General features: G+C 44.1%; 17 protein-coding genes and 2 pseudogenes. 18 read left to right on the top strand and 1 reads right to left on the bottom strand.

Translation table 11 applies throughout. The features are described 5' to 3' along the window. Nucleotides 1–42 precede the first annotated feature (42 nt). From dusB to CCS41_RS08040, 9 genes and pseudogenes are all read left to right on the top strand, one after another. Nucleotides 43–1,008 carry a tRNA dihydrouridine synthase DusB gene (gene dusB / locus CCS41_RS08080; RefSeq protein WP_072549684.1) on the top strand — a complete coding sequence of 322 codons (966 nt, stop codon included), beginning with the start codon at nucleotides 43–45 and terminating at the stop codon, nucleotides 1,006–1,008. A 23-nt stretch (nucleotides 1,009–1,031) separates the two neighbouring features. Further along, complete coding sequence (gene fis / locus CCS41_RS08075; RefSeq protein ID WP_072549683.1) at nucleotides 1,032–1,340, top strand: DNA-binding transcriptional regulator Fis; 309 nt, start codon at nucleotides 1,032–1,034, stop codon at nucleotides 1,338–1,340. Between the two features lie 186 nt (nucleotides 1,341–1,526). Next, nucleotides 1,527–1,871, top strand: a complete 345-nt coding sequence (gene erpA, locus CCS41_RS08070) for an iron-sulfur cluster insertion protein ErpA (protein WP_072549682.1) — start codon at nucleotides 1,527–1,529, stop codon at nucleotides 1,869–1,871. 46 nt (nucleotides 1,872–1,917) lie between these two features. Next, the gene (tkt, locus tag CCS41_RS08065; protein WP_072549681.1) at nucleotides 1,918–3,942 is read left to right on the top strand and encodes a transketolase; all 2,025 of its coding nucleotides are present in this window, start codon (nucleotides 1,918–1,920) and stop codon (nucleotides 3,940–3,942) included. Between the two features lies 1 nt (nucleotide 3,943). Further along, entirely contained in the window at nucleotides 3,944–4,969 is a 1,026-nt protein-coding gene (gene epd, locus CCS41_RS08060; protein ID WP_072549680.1) for an erythrose-4-phosphate dehydrogenase, read from the top strand. A 75-nt stretch (nucleotides 4,970–5,044) separates the two neighbouring features. After that, nucleotides 5,045–6,218 (top strand): annotated as a pseudogene (locus CCS41_RS08055) (phosphoglycerate kinase). A gap of 52 nt (nucleotides 6,219–6,270) precedes the next feature. Next, complete coding sequence (fbaA, locus tag CCS41_RS08050) at nucleotides 6,271–7,347, top strand: class II fructose-bisphosphate aldolase (protein ID WP_072549678.1); 1,077 nt, start codon at nucleotides 6,271–6,273, stop codon at nucleotides 7,345–7,347. Between the two features lie 73 nt (nucleotides 7,348–7,420). Further along, nucleotides 7,421–8,290, top strand: a complete 870-nt coding sequence (gene mscS / locus CCS41_RS08045; protein ID WP_072549677.1) for a small-conductance mechanosensitive channel MscS — start codon at nucleotides 7,421–7,423, stop codon at nucleotides 8,288–8,290. 56 nt (nucleotides 8,291–8,346) lie between these two features. Further along, complete coding sequence (locus CCS41_RS08040; RefSeq protein WP_072549676.1) at nucleotides 8,347–9,063, top strand: oxidative stress defense protein; 717 nt, start codon at nucleotides 8,347–8,349, stop codon at nucleotides 9,061–9,063. Nucleotides 9,064–9,227: 164 nt separating this feature from the next. Here the strand turns inward: CCS41_RS08040 and CCS41_RS08035 are convergent, their stop codons facing one another. Beyond that, nucleotides 9,228–9,935: an antitermination protein Q gene (locus CCS41_RS08035; protein ID WP_072549675.1), complete on the bottom strand. Its 708-nt coding sequence runs from the start codon at nucleotides 9,933–9,935 to the stop codon at nucleotides 9,228–9,230. 95 nt (nucleotides 9,936–10,030) lie between these two features. On the opposite strand from CCS41_RS08035, the gene mltG reads away from it, so the two are divergent. The 9 genes and pseudogenes from mltG (at nucleotide 10,031) to CCS41_RS07990 (ending at nucleotide 18,503) form a co-directional block, all read left to right on the top strand. Further along, a complete protein-coding gene (gene mltG / locus CCS41_RS08030; RefSeq protein ID WP_072549674.1) occupies nucleotides 10,031–11,065 on the top strand; it encodes an endolytic transglycosylase MltG in 1,035 nt (344 codons plus the stop codon). 22 nt (nucleotides 11,066–11,087) lie between these two features. Continuing rightward, a complete protein-coding gene (gene tmk, locus CCS41_RS08025) occupies nucleotides 11,088–11,729 on the top strand; it encodes a dTMP kinase (RefSeq protein ID WP_072549713.1) in 642 nt (213 codons plus the stop codon). Then, nucleotides 11,730–12,704 (top strand): DNA polymerase III subunit delta', encoded by a 975-nt coding sequence (holB, locus tag CCS41_RS08020; protein ID WP_072549673.1) that lies wholly within the window; start codon nucleotides 11,730–11,732, stop codon nucleotides 12,702–12,704. A 267-nt stretch (nucleotides 12,705–12,971) separates the two neighbouring features. Continuing rightward, nucleotides 12,972–13,766: a metal-dependent hydrolase gene (locus CCS41_RS08015; protein WP_072549672.1), complete on the top strand. Its 795-nt coding sequence runs from the start codon at nucleotides 12,972–12,974 to the stop codon at nucleotides 13,764–13,766. 280 nt (nucleotides 13,767–14,046) lie between these two features. Continuing rightward, nucleotides 14,047–15,478, top strand: a pseudogene (gene ptsG / locus CCS41_RS17175) (PTS glucose transporter subunit IIBC). A 122-nt stretch (nucleotides 15,479–15,600) separates the two neighbouring features. Continuing rightward, nucleotides 15,601–16,011, top strand: a complete 411-nt coding sequence (locus tag CCS41_RS08005) for an HIT domain-containing protein (RefSeq protein ID WP_072549670.1) — start codon at nucleotides 15,601–15,603, stop codon at nucleotides 16,009–16,011. Between the two features lie 56 nt (nucleotides 16,012–16,067). Then, nucleotides 16,068–16,553, top strand: coding sequence for a DUF1425 domain-containing protein (locus tag CCS41_RS08000; protein WP_240313737.1), 486 nt, complete (start codon nucleotides 16,068–16,070; stop codon nucleotides 16,551–16,553). A gap of 41 nt (nucleotides 16,554–16,594) precedes the next feature. Then, nucleotides 16,595–17,212, top strand: a complete 618-nt coding sequence (gene lpoB, locus CCS41_RS07995) for a penicillin-binding protein activator LpoB (protein ID WP_119797459.1) — start codon at nucleotides 16,595–16,597, stop codon at nucleotides 17,210–17,212. Next, on the top strand, nucleotides 17,205–18,503 hold the full coding sequence (locus CCS41_RS07990; RefSeq protein WP_072549668.1) for an NAD(P)/FAD-dependent oxidoreductase: 1,299 nt from the start codon (nucleotides 17,205–17,207) through the stop codon (nucleotides 18,501–18,503). The genes lpoB and CCS41_RS07990 overlap by 8 nt, the downstream gene beginning before the upstream one ends. Nucleotides 18,504–18,723 lie beyond the last annotated feature (220 nt).

Here is an 18,723-nt window from a genome sequence, read left to right as displayed (position 1 = left end):
ACATACGCGGCCTTACGGATAGAGTATGGTTATCTTTTTTCTATGTATATTGGACACTTACAACTTAAAAATTGCTTGATTGCTACTCCGATGGCCGGTGTTACAGACCGGCCCTTCAGGGCGTTATGTCTTGCAATGGGGGCCGGCATGGCGGTATCCGAAATGCTTTCCTCCAACCCGGAAGTATGGTGGACAGATAAGTCACGTCTGCGTAAGGTTCATAACGATGAAGCCGGAATTCGTGCCGTGCAGATTGCTGGTAGTGATCCGGATGATATGGCGGAGGCCGCCAGAATCAATGTGGCAGATGGTGCCCAAATCATCGATATCAACATGGGATGCCCAGCTAAAAAAGTCAACAGTAAACTGGCAGGATCTGCGTTATTGCAATATCCCGATTTGGTCAAACAGATCATAGAGGCGGTGGTAAAAGCGGTTGATGTGCCGGTAACACTGAAAATTCGTACTGGCTGGGTGCCTGAAAAACGTAATTGTATAGAAATTGCTCATCTGGCCGAAGGCTGTGGTATAAAAGCTTTGACTATTCATGGCCGAACCCGTTCTTGCCTCTTTAATAGTGAAGCGGAATACTATAGCATTCGGGCAGTTAAGCAGAGTGTTTCCATTCCGGTGATCGCGAATGGCGACATTACTAACCCGCATAAAGCCAAAGCGGTACTGGACTACACTGGAGCTGATGCTTTAATGATAGGCCGTGCTGCCCAGGGAAGACCTTGGATCTTCCGGGAAATCCAGCATTATCTGGACACTGGGGAGCTGTTGCCACGGATGCCGCTTGGCGAAGTACAGCGCTTGTTAAATGGGCATATACGGGAATTGCACGACTTTTATGGTTCAAGCAAAGGATTTCGTATTGCTCGTAAGCACGTGTCCTGGTATCTCCGGGAACATGCCCCAAACGACCAGTTTCGGCGCACATTCAACGCCATTGAGGATGCTAGCGAACAGCTAGAGGCGTTGAAGGCATATTTCGAAAACCTTGCGTAAACAAAAAAAGAGCTGACAGAACTATGTATAAACAATCGGAAAATTCTGATGCAATCGCGACTGCAACCACGAATTCACAAAATCAAGTGACGACGAAGCCTTTAAAGTCTTTGCGTGATTCGGTTCAACAATCATTGAAAAACTATTTTTCCCAGCTTGATGGTGAGAATGTTACTGAGCTATATGAATTGGTATTGACTGAGGTTGAACAACCGCTGTTGGATAGAATGATGCAATACACTCGTGGCAACCAAACTCGTGCTGCTGGGATGTTGGGTATTAATCGTGGTACATTGCGCAAAAAATTAAAAAAGTATTCCATGGGCGGTTGATGCTACTTGGTTGATGTTTAAAAAAAAGGTGTTGTCCTCAAGGGGTAACACCTTTTTTATTGTGTTAGGATTAACAACGATAGGTTTTGATAATATATAATGATTTCCATTAATCTATTCTCTATGTTGATGAACTAGGCGAATTTCGTTACACCCATTTAGTGACACAAATTAAGAGTGTGAAAAATGAATAAAGAAACTGTACTGCCCTTGCAGTTTACTGATAAGGCGGCCAGTAAAGCTAAACTACTGATTGATGATGAAGATAATCCTCATCTGAAGCTGCGTGTTTACATTACCGGTGGCGGTTGCAGCGGTTTTCAGTATGGTTTTACTTTTGACGATATCGTTAACAACGGCGATATGACCATTGAAAAACAGGGGGTCTCCTTGGTAATCGATCCGATGAGTCTACAATATTTGGTGGGGGGTACGGTTGACTACACTGAGGGACTGGAAGGTTCACGTTTCATTGTCACCAATCCCAATGCCAAAACTACCTGTGGTTGTGGTTCCTCTTTCAGTATCTAAATTTAGTATTCTTCTGTATTTTTTTAACTCGATCCAGGAAAAAATCATGAATTCTCGTAAAGAGCTTGCCGATACTGTCCGTGTACTGAGCATGGATGCAGTGCAAAAAGCCGGATCTGGCCACCCTGGTGCCCCTATGGGCATGGCTGATATTGCCGAAGTGCTGTGGCGTGATTATATGAATCACAATCCTGGCAACCCTCATTGGGCTAACCGTGACCGTTTTGTGCTGTCTAACGGTCATGGCTCGATGCTGATATACAGCCTGCTTCATCTCACGGGTTATGATTTGTCGATAGGCGAGATAAAAAATTTTCGGCAGTTGGATTCTAAAACGCCAGGTCATCCTGAATACCTTGATACTCCGGGGGTTGAAACCACTACAGGCCCATTGGGGCAGGGGATTGCCAATGCGGTGGGTTTTGCCATTGCTGAACGGACGTTAGCTGCACAATTCAACCGTCCTAATCACACAATAGTGGATCATTATACCTATGTTTTTATGGGTGATGGCTGCATGATGGAAGGAATTTCTCATGAAGTTTGCTCGCTGGCGGGTGTGATGCAATTGGGCAAACTGGTAGCTTTTTATGATGATAACGGTATATCCATTGATGGAAATGTTAAAGGTTGGTTTGCCGATGATACCGCGGCACGTTTTGTTGCTTATGGCTGGCATGTTGTGGTTGTGAATGTTCATGATACTGATGATACCAAGAAAGAGGTTGACGCTGACGCTATTAAAAAGGCGATTGAAGAAGCGCGTAGTGTTACTGATAAACCTTCATTGTTGATTTGTAAAACTGTCATTGGTCGCGGCTCACCGAATAAGGCTGGCAGTCACGATATTCATGGTGCGCCATTGGGTGAGCAAGAAATCACGGCGACCCGCGCGGCATTGGGCTGGGAATTTCCGCCATTTGACATTCCGCCAGAAATATATGCTGATTGGGATGCTAAACAGGTAGGTAAAGCCAGGGAGACGGCTTGGAATGAAAAATTTGCCCGTTACAAGAATGATTATCCTGAATTGGCGGCTAAATTCACACGTCGTATCGAAGGCCAATTACCTGATGGCTGGGAAACTGAATCTAAGAAATTTATTGAAAATTTGCAAAACAACCCCGCCAATATTGCCAGCCGTAAAGCATCACAAAACACATTAGAAGCCTTCGGTAAAATTCTACCGGAATTGCTCGGCGGTTCCGCGGATCTCACACCCAGTAACCTGACGACTTGGTCGGGATCTAAGCCATTGAACGAGGATCACGCTGGCAATTACATCCACTATGGTGTACGCGAATTCGGGATGTCTGCCATTATGAACGGTATTGCTTTGCATGGCGGTTTTATCCCTTATGGTGCGACTTTTTTAATGTTTGTCGAATATGCTCGTAACGCAGTACGTATGGCGGCGCTGATGAAAATACGCAGTATCTTCGTTTATACCCACGATTCGATTGGGCTAGGTGAAGATGGACCAACCCATCAGCCGGTTGAACAAATGGCTAGTCTGCGTCTGACACCTAATCTGAGCACTTGGCGGCCTTGTGATCAGGTCGAATCTGCCGTTGCATGGCAGTATGCATTACAGCGCCAAAAAGGCCCGAGTGCGCTGCTTTTTTCCCGTCAAAACCTAAAGCAACAACCCCGTAATACGGAACAACTGGCTAATATCAGCAAAGGGGCTTATGTGCTGAAAGATTGTCTCAATCAACCTAAGCTGATTTTGATCGCGACCGGTTCTGAAGTCTCATTGGCCATGGATGCTGCTAATCGATTGACCAACGAGGGTCATCAAATTCGTGTGGTATCGATGCCCTCTACGGATGTGTTCGATGCTCAGAATGCAGCTTACCTTGAATCGGTGTTGCCATTTGCTGTCAGTGCACGTATCGCTGTAGAAGCGGGTATTGCGGATTATTGGTATAAATACGTGGGTCTTAACGGTGCCATCATTGGTATGACGACCTTTGGTCAATCCGCGCCCGCTGACAAGTTGTTTGAAAAATATGGTTTTACTGTCGATAATATTGTCACCACCGCCAAGGCACTGATTAGCAGGAAGTAAAATGGCAATCCGTATAGCGATAAATGGCTTTGGTCGTATTGGTCGTGGCGTTTTACGTGCTTTATATGAATCGAGGAGAGAATCACAAATTTCAGTGGTAGCGATTAATGACGTAGCGAGTGCTGAAGGCATGGCGCATTTACTGCAATATGATTCCAGTCATGGTCGCTTTGCTTGGCAAGTGAGCCAGGAAAATGACATTTTATCTGTTAGAAAGGATACTATTCGTCTGATTCATCGGTCTGAAATAAAATATTTGCCCTGGCATGAATTAAAAGTAGATGTGGTCCTGGATTGCAGTGGCGTCTTTGGTAGCCGTCAAGATGGTGAGGCACATTTGGAGGCGGGTGCTAAAAAAGTGCTATTTGCTCACCCCGGGAGCACTGATTTAGATGCCACTGTTGTGTATGGTGTCAATCATCGAGATTTGCGTGCCAAGCATAAGATTGTCTCTAACGCTTCCTGCACCACCAATTGCATCATCCCCATTATAAAAGTGCTGGACGATGCTTATGGCATTGAATTGGGTGCGGTCACCACCCTCCATTCATTAATGAATGATCAACCGGTTATTGATGCTTATCATCCAGACCTTAGGCGTACACGTGCCGCCGGTCAATCGATCATTCCAGTAGATACCAAATTGGCGGCAGGTATTAGCCGTATTTTCCCCAAATTTACGGATAAATTTGAAGCCATTTCAGTACGTGTGCCGACCATCAATGTGACCGCTATCGATTTAACTGTCATTGTTACTCAGGCAGTACAGGTCGCAGAAATCAACGAAGAGTTACAACGGGCGGCGGCAGATAAATTTCATGGTATAGTTGACTACACGACATTACCCTTGGTTTCAAGTGATTTTAACCATGATCCACACAGCGCCATCGTGGACGGTACACAAACACGAGTCAGTGGACAGCATCTGATTAAAATTTTGGTATGGTGTGATAATGAATGGGGGTTTGCCAACAGGATGTTGGATACCACATTAGCAATGGCGCTGAGTGGTTACTCAGTCGAATAGGTTCTTAACTTCGCAGCACTCGCTACGGTTTTACAAAAAGTCTAATATTCAACAGATTCAACGAGAGGTTGTACCATGTCTGTAATTAAGATGACCGATCTGGATTTGGCAGGTAAACGCGTGCTAGTCCGTGCTGATCTCAATGTACCGATAAAAGAAGGCAAAGTGACCTCTGCTGCTCGTATTCTCGCATCGATGCCGACGATTGAAATGGCACTACAACGGGGTGCATGTCTCATGGTGACATCTCACCTCGGGCGTCCGTCTGAAGGCGAATACGATGAAGCGTTTTCTCTCCTACCGGTGGTTCATTATTTACAAGAAAATTTTTCTTTTCCAGTTCGTTTAGTAAAGGATTATCTTGATGGTGTGGCTGTGGTGGCTGGAGAAATCGTGGTATTGGAAAATGTGCGTTTTAATCGAGGTGAAGAAAGGGACGATGAAGTCTTGTCGAAAAAATATGCGGATTTATGTGATATTTATGTGATGGACGCCTTTGGAACGGCTCATCGTGCACAGGCATCTACTCATGGTGTGGCTAAATTTGCCCCTGTTGCTTGTGCTGGGCCATTGTTATCTGCCGAATTGGCGGCCTTAGCGAAAGCATTAGACAATCCGGCGCGTCCTATGGTTGCCATCGTCGGCGGGGCGAAGGTTTCGTCTAAACTGACCGTACTGGGGCGTTATCGACTGTCGCCGATCAATTGATCGTGGGTGGTGGTATTGCTAATACCTTTATTGCCGCTCAAGGCCATAATGTGGGTAAATCGTTATACGAAGCCGATCTGCTGCCTGAAGCTAAAAAACTGCTGCAAACCTGTGATATTCCGTTACCGACTGATGTTCGTGTCGCCACCGAGTTTTCTGAAAATGCTCCTGCTGTTGTGAAAGCAGTAACTGACATCAAAGATGAAGAACAAATCCTCGATTTTGGTGACGTTTCTACTCAACGTTTGGTTGATATTGTAAAAAACGCCAAAACTATTTTGTGGAATGGTCCACTTGGTGTTTTTGAATTTTCTAATTTCCGCAAAGGCACGGAGATGCTAGCTAAGGCTATCGCCGATAGTACCGCCTTTTCTATTGCTGGTGGGGGGGATACCCTGGCTGCCATCGATCTCTTTGGCATTACTGATAAAATATCCTACATCTCTACTGGTGGGGGGCCTTTCTTGAGTTCGTGGAAGGGAAAAAACTGCCGGCAGTTGTCATGCTAGAAGAGCGTGCTCAACAGCAAGGTAATGAGTGAATGTAAGCGCGTTATTTTTATCGATTGATTGACAAAAATAGGACAAAGTAACATGTTAAAAATTTTTGATTTCGTAAGTCCAGGGGTCATTAGCGGTGATGACGTACAAAAAGTATTTTCTATCGCAAAAAAAAACGGCTTTGCATTACCAGCAGTAAACTGTGTGGGTACGGATTCTATCAACGCAGTATTAGAAACCGCTGCTAAAGTACGTGCACCCGTGATCATTCAATTTTCTAATGGCGGGGCGGCATTTATTGCCGGTAAGGGAATGCCGGCAACCGGTCAGAAAGCCGCGATTTCGGGTGCGATTTCAGGTGCTCATCATGTCCATCAAATGGCTAAAGACTATGGTGTGCCGGTTATTCTGCATACTGATCATTGTGCAAAAAAACTTCTGCCGTGGTTAGATGGCTTGCTGGATGCGGGTGAGGAACACTATGCTGCTGCCGGCAAGCCCCTGTTTTCTTCTCATATGATCGATTTATCAGAAGAATCCCTAGAAGAAAATATCGAGACTTGTAGAAAATACCTGACTCGTATGGCGAAAATGGGCATGACGCTGGAAATTGAACTCGGTTGTACCGGTGGTGAAGAGGATGGCGTCGATAACAGCCATCTGGATAACGCTTCGCTCTATACACAGCCCGAAGACGTGGCATACGCCTACGAAGAATTGAATAAGATTAGCCCAAATTTTACTATTGCAGCGGCTTTCGGCAATGTACATGGCGTATATAAACCCGGTAACGTAAAACTGACGCCGAAAATTTTGCGAAATTCTCAAGATCACGTCTCTAAAAAATTCAATCTGCCGCCTAACAGCCTGAACTTTGTTTTCCACGGCGGTTCTGGATCTAGTGCGGAAGAAATTAAAGAAGCAGTGAGCTACGGTGTGATTAAAATGAATATTGATACTGATACCCAATGGGCGACCTGGGAAGGTGTCCTAAAATTTTACCAACAAAATGAAGGTTATTTGCAAGGCCAGCTGGGTAATCCAGAAGGAACAGATAAACCGAATAAAAAATACTATGATCCACGTATTTGGCTGCGTGCTGCTCAGGTAAGTATGGTCACTCGCCTGGAACAGACATTTAAAGATTTGAATGCCATCAACGTGTTGTAATGGTAAAAAACTTGTCACGTCGAGTCGTTTTTTAAGGCTGCTAATTGAAAGAATAGCCACTTATGGTAGATAAATGGAACAATTAAACGTTGTTAACGGCATTAACAATGCGGGCAGTTGGTTGCTGAATAATGGAGATTTACTGATTCAATACACAGTTAATGTGATTGCTGCCCTGCTAATATTCATTATCGGTTCGGTTGTCGCCAAAGTGGTTTCACGCACGGTAAATCGGTTGATGAAACTGCGTGGTGTCGATATCACTGTTGCCGATTTTCTCTCTACCATCGTGCGTTACAGTATTTTTGCTTTTACTTTTGTTGCGGTCCTGGGGCGTCTCGGGGTACAAACCGCTTCGGTGATCGCAGTGATTGGTGCGGCCGGGTTAGCTGTAGGTTTGGCATTACAGGGATCATTATCTAACTTTTCTGCTGGTGTATTATTGGTGGCTTTCCGTCCTTTTCGCGCCGGTGAATATGTCGATCTCGGTGGTGTTGCAGGTACTGTGTTACAGGTACAGATTTTTTCTACCACATTACGTACTGTCGATGCCAAAATTGTGGTAGTACCTAACGGTAAAATTATTAGCGGTAATATTATCAATACGACACGTGATCCTGAACGTCGTACTGAAATCATCGTTGGTGTCGCTTATAATACTGATATTGATGTCGTTAAAAAAATATTAGGGGACATTGTTGCTGCCGACAAGCGCATCATGCATGACAAAGGGGTGACTATTCGTTTACACGAGATGGCGGCCTCTTCCTTAAATTTTGTCGTGCGTGTGTGGAGCAATAACCAGGATTCATTTGAGGTGTATTGGGATCTGATGGAGAACTTTAAGCGAGCGTTAGATGCTAATCAGATCGGCATTCCGTATCCGCAAATGGATGTGCATTTGTATCCGCAGGCTAAAGTAGAAATTAATCCGCTACAATAATAGATCTCACAAGAGATTTCGAATAAGAGATCTCGGACAGGTTCTTAGGGGGCATCGTGAAATTAAAGGCATTAGCTTTGGCTACCATGATAGGGTTGGGCACTTCAGCACCGAAAGCTGCCGAAGTGCCTGCGGGGCCGCACATTGTTACCTCGGGTAACGCCCGTTTGGATGTTATTCCAGATATTGCCATCTTGACGATTGAAGTTAGCGAGCTAACTAATGATGCCGCTGCGGCCAAAAAGCAGGTAGATCAGCGGGTAGCACAATATTTTGATTTTTTGCAGAAGCAGGGGCTTGAGAAAAAAGATATTAGTGCAGCCAATTTACGTACTCAAGAAGAGTATGATTACAAAAAAACGGGTGACGCCGTACTAAAAGGTTATCGGGCGGTGCGTCAGGTTCGGGTTACGCTGCGTCAGTTAGACAAACTTAATGATTTGCTCGATGGCGCGTTGAAGTTGGGGCTTAATGAGATCCGTGCAGTAGAATTAGACGTGGCTAATTCAGAAAGCTACCGTGAAAAGGTGCGTAAGCAAGCGATTGAGAATGCTATTGCGGTAGCAGGTTCTGTGGCAAAGGACTTTAAAAGCACCCTGGGGCCGGTATATAGCATTCGCTATCGTACAGCGAATTACCAGCCAATGCCAATGATGGCGAGGATGCAAAGAAGCGCAGATATAGCCGCACAAAGTGATGTAACGGAAACCTATAAGCAACAAAGTATTCGCTTTGACGATCAAGTTGATGTTGTATTTGAGTTGCAACGTTGATTTTAGTGCCTATTCGACATCGTCATGAGCGACACTCAGAAATTTCTCTTCCTTCTATTATGAGGGAAGAGAGAATGAATTCAGGCAAAGTGGGTGAATATTTTAATTTATTGATAAATAAATATTATATTTAAACAACGGTAGCCATTGCGAGTTTGAGCCTACTAAGCTGTTATTTCGTTAAATACTGTGTTTGCTTTGCTCTCTTCTACATAGCATTTTGTCACCAAAGATTCATAAAAGGGTTTCCAGTTACGTGACCATGTTGATTGAGTCAGTTTTGGCAGTAATACGGAAATAGCTGCATAAGCCACAGATGCGGGGACCCGTTTATAGCCACGACCGGCACAACGCTTACAGACTTTGATGACCAGATAACCGTTAGTCTTGGTTTTTTCTCTGTCCAGTACTTTCCCCGTCCCATTGCAACGACAGCGATTAGAAACACTACCTTTGCCATTACAGGGCTTACAAAGTCTTTTCATTCCTTCGTTATCGATTAAAAATCCACCACCTCGACAGTCAGAACAAGTATAAGTGCTCGCTGCTGAGCCACTGTATTCGGTGTAAGCTAATTTTGCCAGGATAGCCATACATTGAGCGAGGCGTTTACCGGCGGCCTTACCAACGTGTTTGGGAGCTTGTTGTTTTGCATACTGAGTGAGTTGTGCTACTGCGCGTATCCTGTCTTCGTTACTGACACCGTGTTTACCCAAATACGCAGATATTCCAAAGCTAGCCTGAGCTTCAGCGATTCCTAATGCTGCGGCAATATCGGAGCTGGTTAATGTATTCGATGAGGTGCTTCGTGGTGAGTCATTAATGATTTGGCTTTTTGGACTGAAATGTTTGATGGCTGCTTCCAGTTTCATACCATCGCCTCCTTGATTTTATAACCGGTTTTGATACCGTTGAGTGATCATAACATTAGACTTCTCACAAAGCCTACTGGGTGGAATGAATTACGATGAAAATAAACTATCCCAGAGTACTGATCATGTTTACATTGGTTTGTCTGGTGCTGGGTTACCAAATACTGTTGGGTTATCAAAAAATACAAAATTTTGCAGATACAAGTTTGGCGATTAAACAGGAAACCTTTTTCACCTTACCGGCGGGCAGCGGCAGAGTGGCATTGGAGAAACTGTTATTACAGGATCATCTGATAGCCGATCCACGATTATTTTCCTGGTTACTGTACACCGAGCCTGAACTGGCTAAATTTAAAGCCGGTACTTACCGTTTTACCCCGGGAATGACGGTACGGGGTATGCTGCAATTATTAGCCAGTGGCAAGGAAGCTCAATTTTTCATTCGCTTTATTGAAGGCACTCGCTTAACAGACTGGTTGAATCAATTACGGAGTGCTGATTATGTAAAGCAACACCTGCCAGGAAAAAATGACGCGGAAATTGCCCAATTGTTAGGGTTAAAGAAGAATCAATCCGCTGAAGGTTGGCTGTATCCGGATACTTACTTTTATACTGCGGGTGTCAGTGATTTGACCTTACTTAGACGAGCACATCAGCAAATGGCAAAAATAGTGGCGCAGGTATGGCAAGGGCGTGATGGATCTTTGCCGTATAATACGCCAAATGACTTAGTCATTATGGCGTCAATCGTTGAAAAAGAAACAGCCATCAATGACGAACGTAGTAAAGTGTCATCAGTCTTCATTAATCGCTTGCGGTTGGGTATGCGGTTACAAACCGATCCTACTGTGATCTATGGTATGGATAAAAATTACAAAGGAAAGATAACACGTAAAGATTTGGCGACAGCTAGTGCGTATAATACCTATATGATAAATGGGTTGCCACCTACACCGATAGCGATGCCAGGCCTCGCTTCACTCAAAGCGGCGGCTCATCCAGCCAAAAGCGAGTATCTTTATTTTGTAGCGGATGGCAAGGGCGGGCATCGGTTTAGCACCCGTTTGACTGATCATAATCATGCAGTACGTCTTTATCGTCAGTCGCTAAAAGATAACAATACAGAGTAAAACGATGATACACAGTAGAGCCATGCACAATAAATTTATCGTTCTTGAAGGTTTGGAGGGGGCAGGGAAAACTACTGCTAAAGATACCATAGTTAAGATACTGCATGCTCACGGAGTGAGTGATATTGTGTTTACTCGGGAACCGGGCGGGACGCCGTTGGCAGAAGAATTGCGCACACTGATAAAACAGAGTGCCAATGTCGATCCGCCGACTGATAAGGCAGAAGTTTTGATGTTATATGCTGCACGGGTACAGCTAGTCGAAAAGGTGATTAAACCCGCATTGGATCGCGGAGCCTGGGTGCTAGGTGATCGTCATGATCTTTCATCACAGGCCTACCAAGGTGGTGGGCGTGGCATTGATCCTCGGTTGATGGCATCGTTACGTGACAGTGTATTGGGATCTTTTCGTCCTGACTTAACATTATATCTCGATATATTGCCGCAACAGGGTTTAGAGCGGGTTGGTCTGCGCGGTGAGCTGGATCGGATTGAGCAGGGATCTCTGGCATTTTTTGAGCGTACGCGCGCGCGCTATCTGCAATTGGTGGCGGCTGATAATCGTATTAAAACTATCGATGCTTCTCAATCTGTCCAACAGGTCAGTGAGAGTATTAAAACGATACTAAATGAGTGGTTGTCAAAACAGGACAATATTATCTGAATGAACTGGTATCCTTGGCTCACTATTCCCTATCGTCAATTGATCAGTCAGTGTATGACTGGGCGTGGTCATCATGCGTTATTGTTACATGATGTCGGTGGAAATGGCGCGGATGCGCTGATTTATGGATTAAGTCGATGGTTAATATGTCAACAGCGGAAAAATGAAAAAAGTTGTGGTCAATGTCACAGTTGCCGGTTAATGCTGGCGAGTAATCATCCTGACTGTCATTTGTTAGCGGTAGAAAAAGGCAAAAACAGTTTAGGTATTGACTCAATCAGACAAATGATAGACAAGCTGCATTCCCATGCACAACAGGGAGGGAGCAAAATCGTGGTACTGCCTCATATCGAGTTGTTAACTGATATCGCTGCCAGTGCATTACTAAAAACTCTGGAAGAGCCTCCCGAAGAAACCTATTTCTTGCTACGCTGCCATCAGCCATATCGTATATTGCCAACGTTGCGTAGCCGTTGTTTGTATTACTATCTTGCCAGCCCCAATATAAGTTTGAGTTTGCCATGGTTAACTCGCAGGATTTCGGCGGAACCGGTTGCTATCTTGACGGCTCTGAAGCTGAGTGCGGGGGCGCCATTGGAAGCTGAACGACTGCTTCAACCAGAGCGTTGGCAGCGCCGATCAGCTTGCTGTACCATGTTGGTCGGCGCGCTTTCATCTGGTGATATGTTGTCATTGTTGCCGCAGTTGAATCATGATGATATCGATGAACGTTTACACTGGTTAATCTCATTACTGATGGATGCACTGAAATGGCAGCAAGGGGGCAGTGGATTTATCGTTAATCAGGATCAACAATCTTTAGTGCAGTTATTGGCACGCTGGGGATCCCTTCAAACACTATTAAAATTAACAGACCAATGGTTGCATTGTCGTCATCGATTGTTATCGATTGCTGGTGTTAATCGAGAATTGTTACTGACCGAGCAATTGCTTAACTGGGAGAATTCACGGTGATCTGTTAGAACCTATTCGAAATCTCTTGTGCTCGCCGTGTTTTGGTCAAGTAATTTGCCAAAAACGCGCTCAAAATGCTCATTTACTCCTTTTGTTGTATACAAAGAGTAAACTGCTTTGCGCTCATTTTTTCCTCCCTTGAGCGCAGCGAAAAAGATTTGGAACAGGCTCTTAAAACTTGTGTAACTTTATTTACTCTTTTGCAAAGAGTCTATTGTGGTTTTTTCTTCTTTTTTCTTAATTCACTACAAAACGAGTTTACCTATTATGTTATTAATTGATTCTCATTGCCATCTTGATTGTCTGGATTATCAGAACTTGCATAACAGTGTTGATGATGTACTGGCTAAAGCGGCGGCGCGTGATGTTGGTTTTATTTTAGCCGTCGCTACAACGTTATCTGGTTTTAAAACCATGACGGCTTTTATTGGTGAGCGTGAAAATGTTGCATTTTCTTGTGGGGTGCATCCACTTAACCTTAAAGAAAATTATGAATATCAACAATTACTAACACTTGCTGCTGCCAGCAACGTGCTGGCATTGGGAGAAACAGGGTTAGATTACCATTACCAAAAAGATAATGTTCGGCAACAACGGGAGTCGTTTTGTTGGCACATTGCCGTCGCGCGTCAGTTAAAAAAGCCGGTTATTGTACATACTCGCGATGCGCGTGAAGACACACTGGCTATTTTACAGAATGAGCGGGCTCAGGATTGTGGTGGTGTATTACACTGTTTTACAGAAGACCAGGCTATGGCGGAAAAATTGTTGGATTTGGGTTTTTATCTATCATTTTCAGGCATTGTGACTTTTCGTAATGCCCAATCATTACGAGATATTGTGAGCTATATTCCGCTGGATCGCTTGCTGATTGAAACGGATTCACCCTATTTAGCACCAGTGCCTTATAGGGGAAAAGAAAATCAGCCGGCTTATGTCCGTGAAGTGGCCGAATATATTGCCGAGCTTAAAGGTGTCACTGTGGAAAAATTGGCCGAAGTAACAACAGATAATTTCATTAAGTTATTTCATTTGGAAGGATTAAAACGGGATGTTATTTAAAATTAATCAATCACGTAAACTTTTTTTTATCCTGTAATTAATTACTGAAACCAGTAACTTTTCATGCCTGTTTGGGTAGGATAATCCGTATTTTCTACTATTTTTTACTCTTTATTTAGAGAAACGTGACTATCATCAAACATTAAAAAGGCGATTTATTTTACTCTCCGTAATAATTGAAAGGCACCGAAGATGCTTTAGTTAGCCCGTTTCCGTAACGAGGAATTAATGAAGAAACAATAAAAAATTATTTTATTGTCAACCAGGAGTGCATTTAACTATGTTCAAGAACGCATTTGCAAACCTACAAAAAGTGGGTAAATCGCTGATGCTACCGGTATCCGTATTACCTGTCGCAGGTATCTTGTTGGGCGTGGGGTCGGCTAATTTTAGCTGGCTACCTGCTGTAGTTTCTCACGTAATGGCAGAGGCCGGCGGTTCAGTATTCGCCAATATGCCGTTAATTTTTGCTATCGGTGTTGCGTTAGGTTTTACCAATAACGACGGTGTATCCGCATTAGCCGCTGTTGTGGCCTATGGCATTATGGTGAAGACTGTTTCGGTGGTCGCTCCCCTGGTTTTACATATGCCAGTAGAAGAAATCTCCGGCAGGCATTTGGCTGATACTGGAGTATTGGGCGGGATCATGGCTGGTGCGATTGCGGCCTATATGTTTAATCGTTTCTATCGTATCAAGTTACCTGAGTGCCTAGGTTTCTTCGCAGGAAAGCGTTTTGTTCCTATTATCTCTGGTTTTGTCGCTATCTTGTTGGGGGGATTTTATCCTTCGTCTGGCCCCGATAGGGGGAGCGGTGCAAGCTTTTTCACAGTGGGCGGCTTACCAAAACTCGGTAGCTGCATTTGCTATCTACGGTGTTGTTGAACGTGCACTGCTTCCTTTTGGTCTTCATCATATCTGGAATGTTCCTTTCCAAATGCAAATTGGTGAATATACCAATGCGGCAGGGCAGGTATTCCACGGTGATATCCCACGTTATATCGCGGGTGATCCGACAGCGGGTAAATTATCAGGGGGCTTTCTGTTTAAAATGTACGGTCTGCCCGCCGCAGCAATTGCGATTTGGCACTCCGCCAAGCCGGAGAACCGCGCAAGGGTGGGCGGTATCATGATTTCTGCCGCATTGACTGCGTTTTTGACTGGCATTACTGAGCCGATCGAGTTCACTTTTATGTTTGTGGCGCCCATTCTATATGCGATTCATGCGATCCTGGCAGGGTTGGCTTTCCCTATCTGTATTTTGCTAGGTATGCGTGATGGGACGAGTTTCTCTCATGGATTAATTGATTTTATTGTGCTCAGTGGTAACAGTAGCCGAATTTGGTTATTTCCTGTGGTGGGTATCTGCTACGGTTTTGTATATTACCTTGTCTTCCGCGTGTTGATTGCTAAATTGGATCTGAAAACACCGGGTCGTGAAGATGAATCGGATGAAGAAACGACGCGGAGTAGTAGTGAAATGTCAGCCGCACTGGTTGCTACCTTCGGGGGAAAAAATAATATCCTTAATTTGGATGCCTGTATTACTCGCTTGCGGGTGAGGGTAGTGGATATTACCAAAGTTGATCAATCTGGCCTGAAAAAACTGGGTGCTGCCGGCGTCGTGGTTTCAGGCTCTGGTGTGCAAGCTATTTTTGGTACTAAGTCTGATAATTTGAAAACGGATATGGATGAATATATTCGTGGTAGTTGATTGCATTTTAAAGAGGCTGTGGCCTCTTTAAATGAATATCCATAAATTCAAGTTGAATACAATAGAGTCTGTCGTTCATACTACATGTACCCTTTACTTTCTTGACAAAAAGGAAATGTTTTATGAATGAAGAAACGGTTTTCAGTAAAATTATACGAGATGCCAAGCAAGATGCTGAACGAGGCACCGGACTTGCTGGTGTGATTTACCATGATGAGCTGGTGACGGCATTTCGTGACATTAAGCCTCGGGCACCCACCCACATTTTGATTGTTCCTAATATTCTTATTCCGACTCTTAATGATGTTACCCACGAACATGAGGCAGCGTTAGGGCGGATGATCACTGTCGCTGCTAAAATTGCTAAAGACGAAGGTATTGCGGAAGACGGTTATCGGCTAATTATGAATTGTAATCGCCATGCTTGCCAAGAAATCTACCATATTCATGCGCATCTGGTTGGTGGCTGTCATCTGGGGGCCGCCATTAAAATCGATGAGGATGCCAAACGTCAAGTTACACTGTCACAATAGATCGCTGTGGGAGATAATTTCGCGACGGCTCTGATGATTTCTATCGAGGTGTCTTTATGCGCCATCTGACGGGGAATTTGCGCTACACAGCAGGTTTTGCAAGAACTTTAATGATATTAGTGCCTGTTGTGTTACTCGGTTGTGCTGATCTAAAAGGTATTGCTGTTAATCAGCAGCAAATGCTGGTTATGGATCCTTCGGTACTGACTACGGGTATTTTGGTGACGTCACCGATAGTGATTCGTCAGATTACTCTTAATAAGGGTGTTGTCTCTAATCGTTCTGTGTCTAGAACTGCCACTGTGGTTTTGAATAATACTCAAGCCAAGGCGGTGCAAATAATGTATCGTTTTTATTGGTATGATGCTGAAGGGTTGGATTTATTACCGTTCGCAAAGCCACAAACGATCACTATTGCAGCAAAATCTAAGGTAGTAATTCGATCAGATAATCAGCCATCAGGAGGCTTGTTTTGTGCGTGTTTATCTGTTTTTATAGGAAATAAATGGCATTTAAGGCTGATTTTTACACAATATCAGTGAGTACAGCATATTCTGAACCAGTTTTGGTTAGGGTGAAATAAATGAAAAGGTATTTCTTTGTGGCTCTGGCTACTTTGATGTTGACCGGTTGTCCATCACAACCACCGGATGTACCACAGCCGCCAGTGACGATAAAACCCTCAAAACCGTCACCTCTCCCTCTTGAAACTACACCATTTGAAACTACACCATCAGTCGTGGAGACTGTGCCGCAAGTGCCCAAAATTCAGTCGATAAATTGGGCTGCTAGTGTAGAACCGCTGGTGGCAAAGATGCTAAATGCAAATAATGTGACCGCAGGCAGCGTATTGTTGTTGGATAGTGTAAAAAATAACACCAATGGTAGGTTACAAACTAGTAAGGCGACGGAAGCATTACATCGAGTATTGGCCTCGAACAAAAAGTTTGTACTTGTTTCGAGCGATCGACTGGCAGAGGCCAAACGAACATTGGGATTGTCGGAGGAAGATAGTTTAGGATCACGCAGTAAGGCAGTGGGTTTGGCCCGTCATGTTAACGCACAATATGTACTTTATAGTGATGTGAGGGGTGATAGCAAAGCACCGACCATCGATATGCAATTGATGTTGGTACAAACCGGTGAGATTATTTGGTCAGATGATGGTTCCATTGACGGGGGAGTTTTTGATCATGCCTAAGAAAAAAATCGTCATTATTGGTGGTGGTGCGGGAGGCCTAGAACTTGCGACTCGTCTTGGCAGTAAACTGGGGCGTAGTAAAAAAGCGCAAATTGTCCTGGTCGACCGCAATCAAAGCCATTTGTGGAAACCTTTACTACACGAAGTGGCGACCGGCTCTTTGGATGGTGGGGTTGATGCCCTGAGTTACCTGGCTCATGCCCGTAACCATTATTTTAATTTCCAGTTTGGATCATTGACCGATATTAATCGTGAAGAGCGTAGTATTACGCTGGCAGATATTCGTGATGATCAAGGTGAGGTTCTCGTAGGTAAACGAAAATTGTCGTATGACATTTTAGTGATGGCTTTAGGCAGTACATCCAATGATTTTTCTACGCCGGGCGTGCAGGAAAATTGTATTTTTCTCGATAGCTCACAGCAAGCACATCGTTTCCATAATCAAATGCTGAATTTATTCTTGAAATATTCAGCGCTGCCAGGAGAAAAAGAAAGGGTTAATATCGCTATTGTCGGTGGTGGTGCGACCGGGGTTGAGTTGTCAGCAGAATTGCATAATGCGGTAAAACAACTCCACAGTTATGGTTTTGAAGGCTTAGATAATCAAGCGCTTAATGTCACCTTACTGGAGGCGGGTGAACGTATCCTTCCTGCTTTACCAGCACGTATCTCAGCGGCGGCAGAGCAGGAGTTGGTTAAATTGGGAGTGAGGGTGTTAACCAAAACGATGGTAACACGTGCTGATCCCGAAGGGTTATATACGAAAGATAATGAATTGATTAAGGCGGATCTTATGGTTTGGGCGGCAGGTATTAAAGCGCCTGATTTTATGAAAAATATTGCTGGATTGGAAACGAATCGTATTAACCAGTTAGTGGTTGAACCTACGTTGCAGACGACGCTTGATACTCATATTTTTGCTATTGGCGATTGCGCATCTTGTCCATTAACCAAAGGGGGTTTTGTCCCTCCACGTGCTCAGTCAGCACACCAAATGGCTAGCCGTTGTTATAGTAATATTTTAGCGTTGCTCAACGATCAGTCTTTAAAGCCCTATGTTTATAAAGATCATGGTTCCCTGGTTTCATTATCTAAATTTAGTACTATTGGTAGTTTAATGGGCAACCTGATGCGAGGTTCGATGATAGTGGAAGGCAGATTGGCACGTTTTGTCTATATCTCATTGTATCGTATGCATCAGGTAGCGTTACATGGTTATATTAAGACAAGCTTAATGATGTTGGTTGGTGGTATTAACCGGGTTATTCGTCCACGCTTAAAACTACACTAACCTGTATTTTTTTCATGGTGTTATTGAGGATTAACAATAAGGCATTGTATGGTTTTCCGTGATTAGATCAATGTTAGTGGGCGTTGCCCTCGGTATCGTAGTTGCATTAGGTATTGTTGTTGTCAGTATAAGTATTTTTTCAAATGATCCGCTGTATGCGCAAGTCGCCCCTCGATAACACTATAATAAGAACAGTTAAAAAATAGACTTCTTGTGTAAT

Source organism: Candidatus Fukatsuia symbiotica (assembly GCF_003122425.1).
GTDB classification, from domain to species: Bacteria; Pseudomonadota; Gammaproteobacteria; order Enterobacterales; family Enterobacteriaceae; genus Fukatsuia; species Fukatsuia symbiotica.
Note: the sequence above shows the minus strand (reverse complement) of the source record. Positions and strands in the feature narration are given on the sequence as shown.

Excerpts from the sequence above, each read along its gene's own strand:
- dusB (WP_072549684.1), top strand. The coding sequence starts at position 43 with ATGTATATTGGACACTTACAACTTAAAAATTGCTTGATTGCTACTCCG.
- fis (WP_072549683.1), top strand. The coding sequence starts at position 1,032 with ATGTATAAACAATCGGAAAATTCTGATGCAATCGCGACTGCAACCACG.
- erpA (WP_072549682.1), top strand. The coding sequence starts at position 1,527 with ATGAATAAAGAAACTGTACTGCCCTTGCAGTTTACTGATAAGGCGGCC.
- tkt (WP_072549681.1), top strand. The coding sequence starts at position 1,918 with ATGAATTCTCGTAAAGAGCTTGCCGATACTGTCCGTGTACTGAGCATG.
- epd (WP_072549680.1), top strand. The coding sequence starts at position 3,944 with ATGGCAATCCGTATAGCGATAAATGGCTTTGGTCGTATTGGTCGTGGC.
- fbaA (WP_072549678.1), top strand. The coding sequence starts at position 6,271 with ATGTTAAAAATTTTTGATTTCGTAAGTCCAGGGGTCATTAGCGGTGAT.
- mscS (WP_072549677.1), top strand. The coding sequence starts at position 7,421 with ATGGAACAATTAAACGTTGTTAACGGCATTAACAATGCGGGCAGTTGG.
- CCS41_RS08035 (WP_072549675.1), bottom strand. The coding sequence starts at position 9,935 with ATGAAACTGGAAGCAGCCATCAAACATTTCAGTCCAAAAAGCCAAATC.
- mltG (WP_072549674.1), top strand. The coding sequence starts at position 10,031 with ATGAAAATAAACTATCCCAGAGTACTGATCATGTTTACATTGGTTTGT.
- tmk (WP_072549713.1), top strand. The coding sequence starts at position 11,088 with ATGCACAATAAATTTATCGTTCTTGAAGGTTTGGAGGGGGCAGGGAAA.
- holB (WP_072549673.1), top strand. The coding sequence starts at position 11,730 with ATGAACTGGTATCCTTGGCTCACTATTCCCTATCGTCAATTGATCAGT.
- CCS41_RS08015 (WP_072549672.1), top strand. The coding sequence starts at position 12,972 with ATGTTATTAATTGATTCTCATTGCCATCTTGATTGTCTGGATTATCAG.
- CCS41_RS08005 (WP_072549670.1), top strand. The coding sequence starts at position 15,601 with ATGAATGAAGAAACGGTTTTCAGTAAAATTATACGAGATGCCAAGCAA.
- CCS41_RS08000 (WP_240313737.1), top strand. The coding sequence starts at position 16,068 with ATGCGCCATCTGACGGGGAATTTGCGCTACACAGCAGGTTTTGCAAGA.
- lpoB (WP_119797459.1), top strand. The coding sequence starts at position 16,595 with ATGAAAAGGTATTTCTTTGTGGCTCTGGCTACTTTGATGTTGACCGGT.
- CCS41_RS07990 (WP_072549668.1), top strand. The coding sequence starts at position 17,205 with ATGCCTAAGAAAAAAATCGTCATTATTGGTGGTGGTGCGGGAGGCCTA.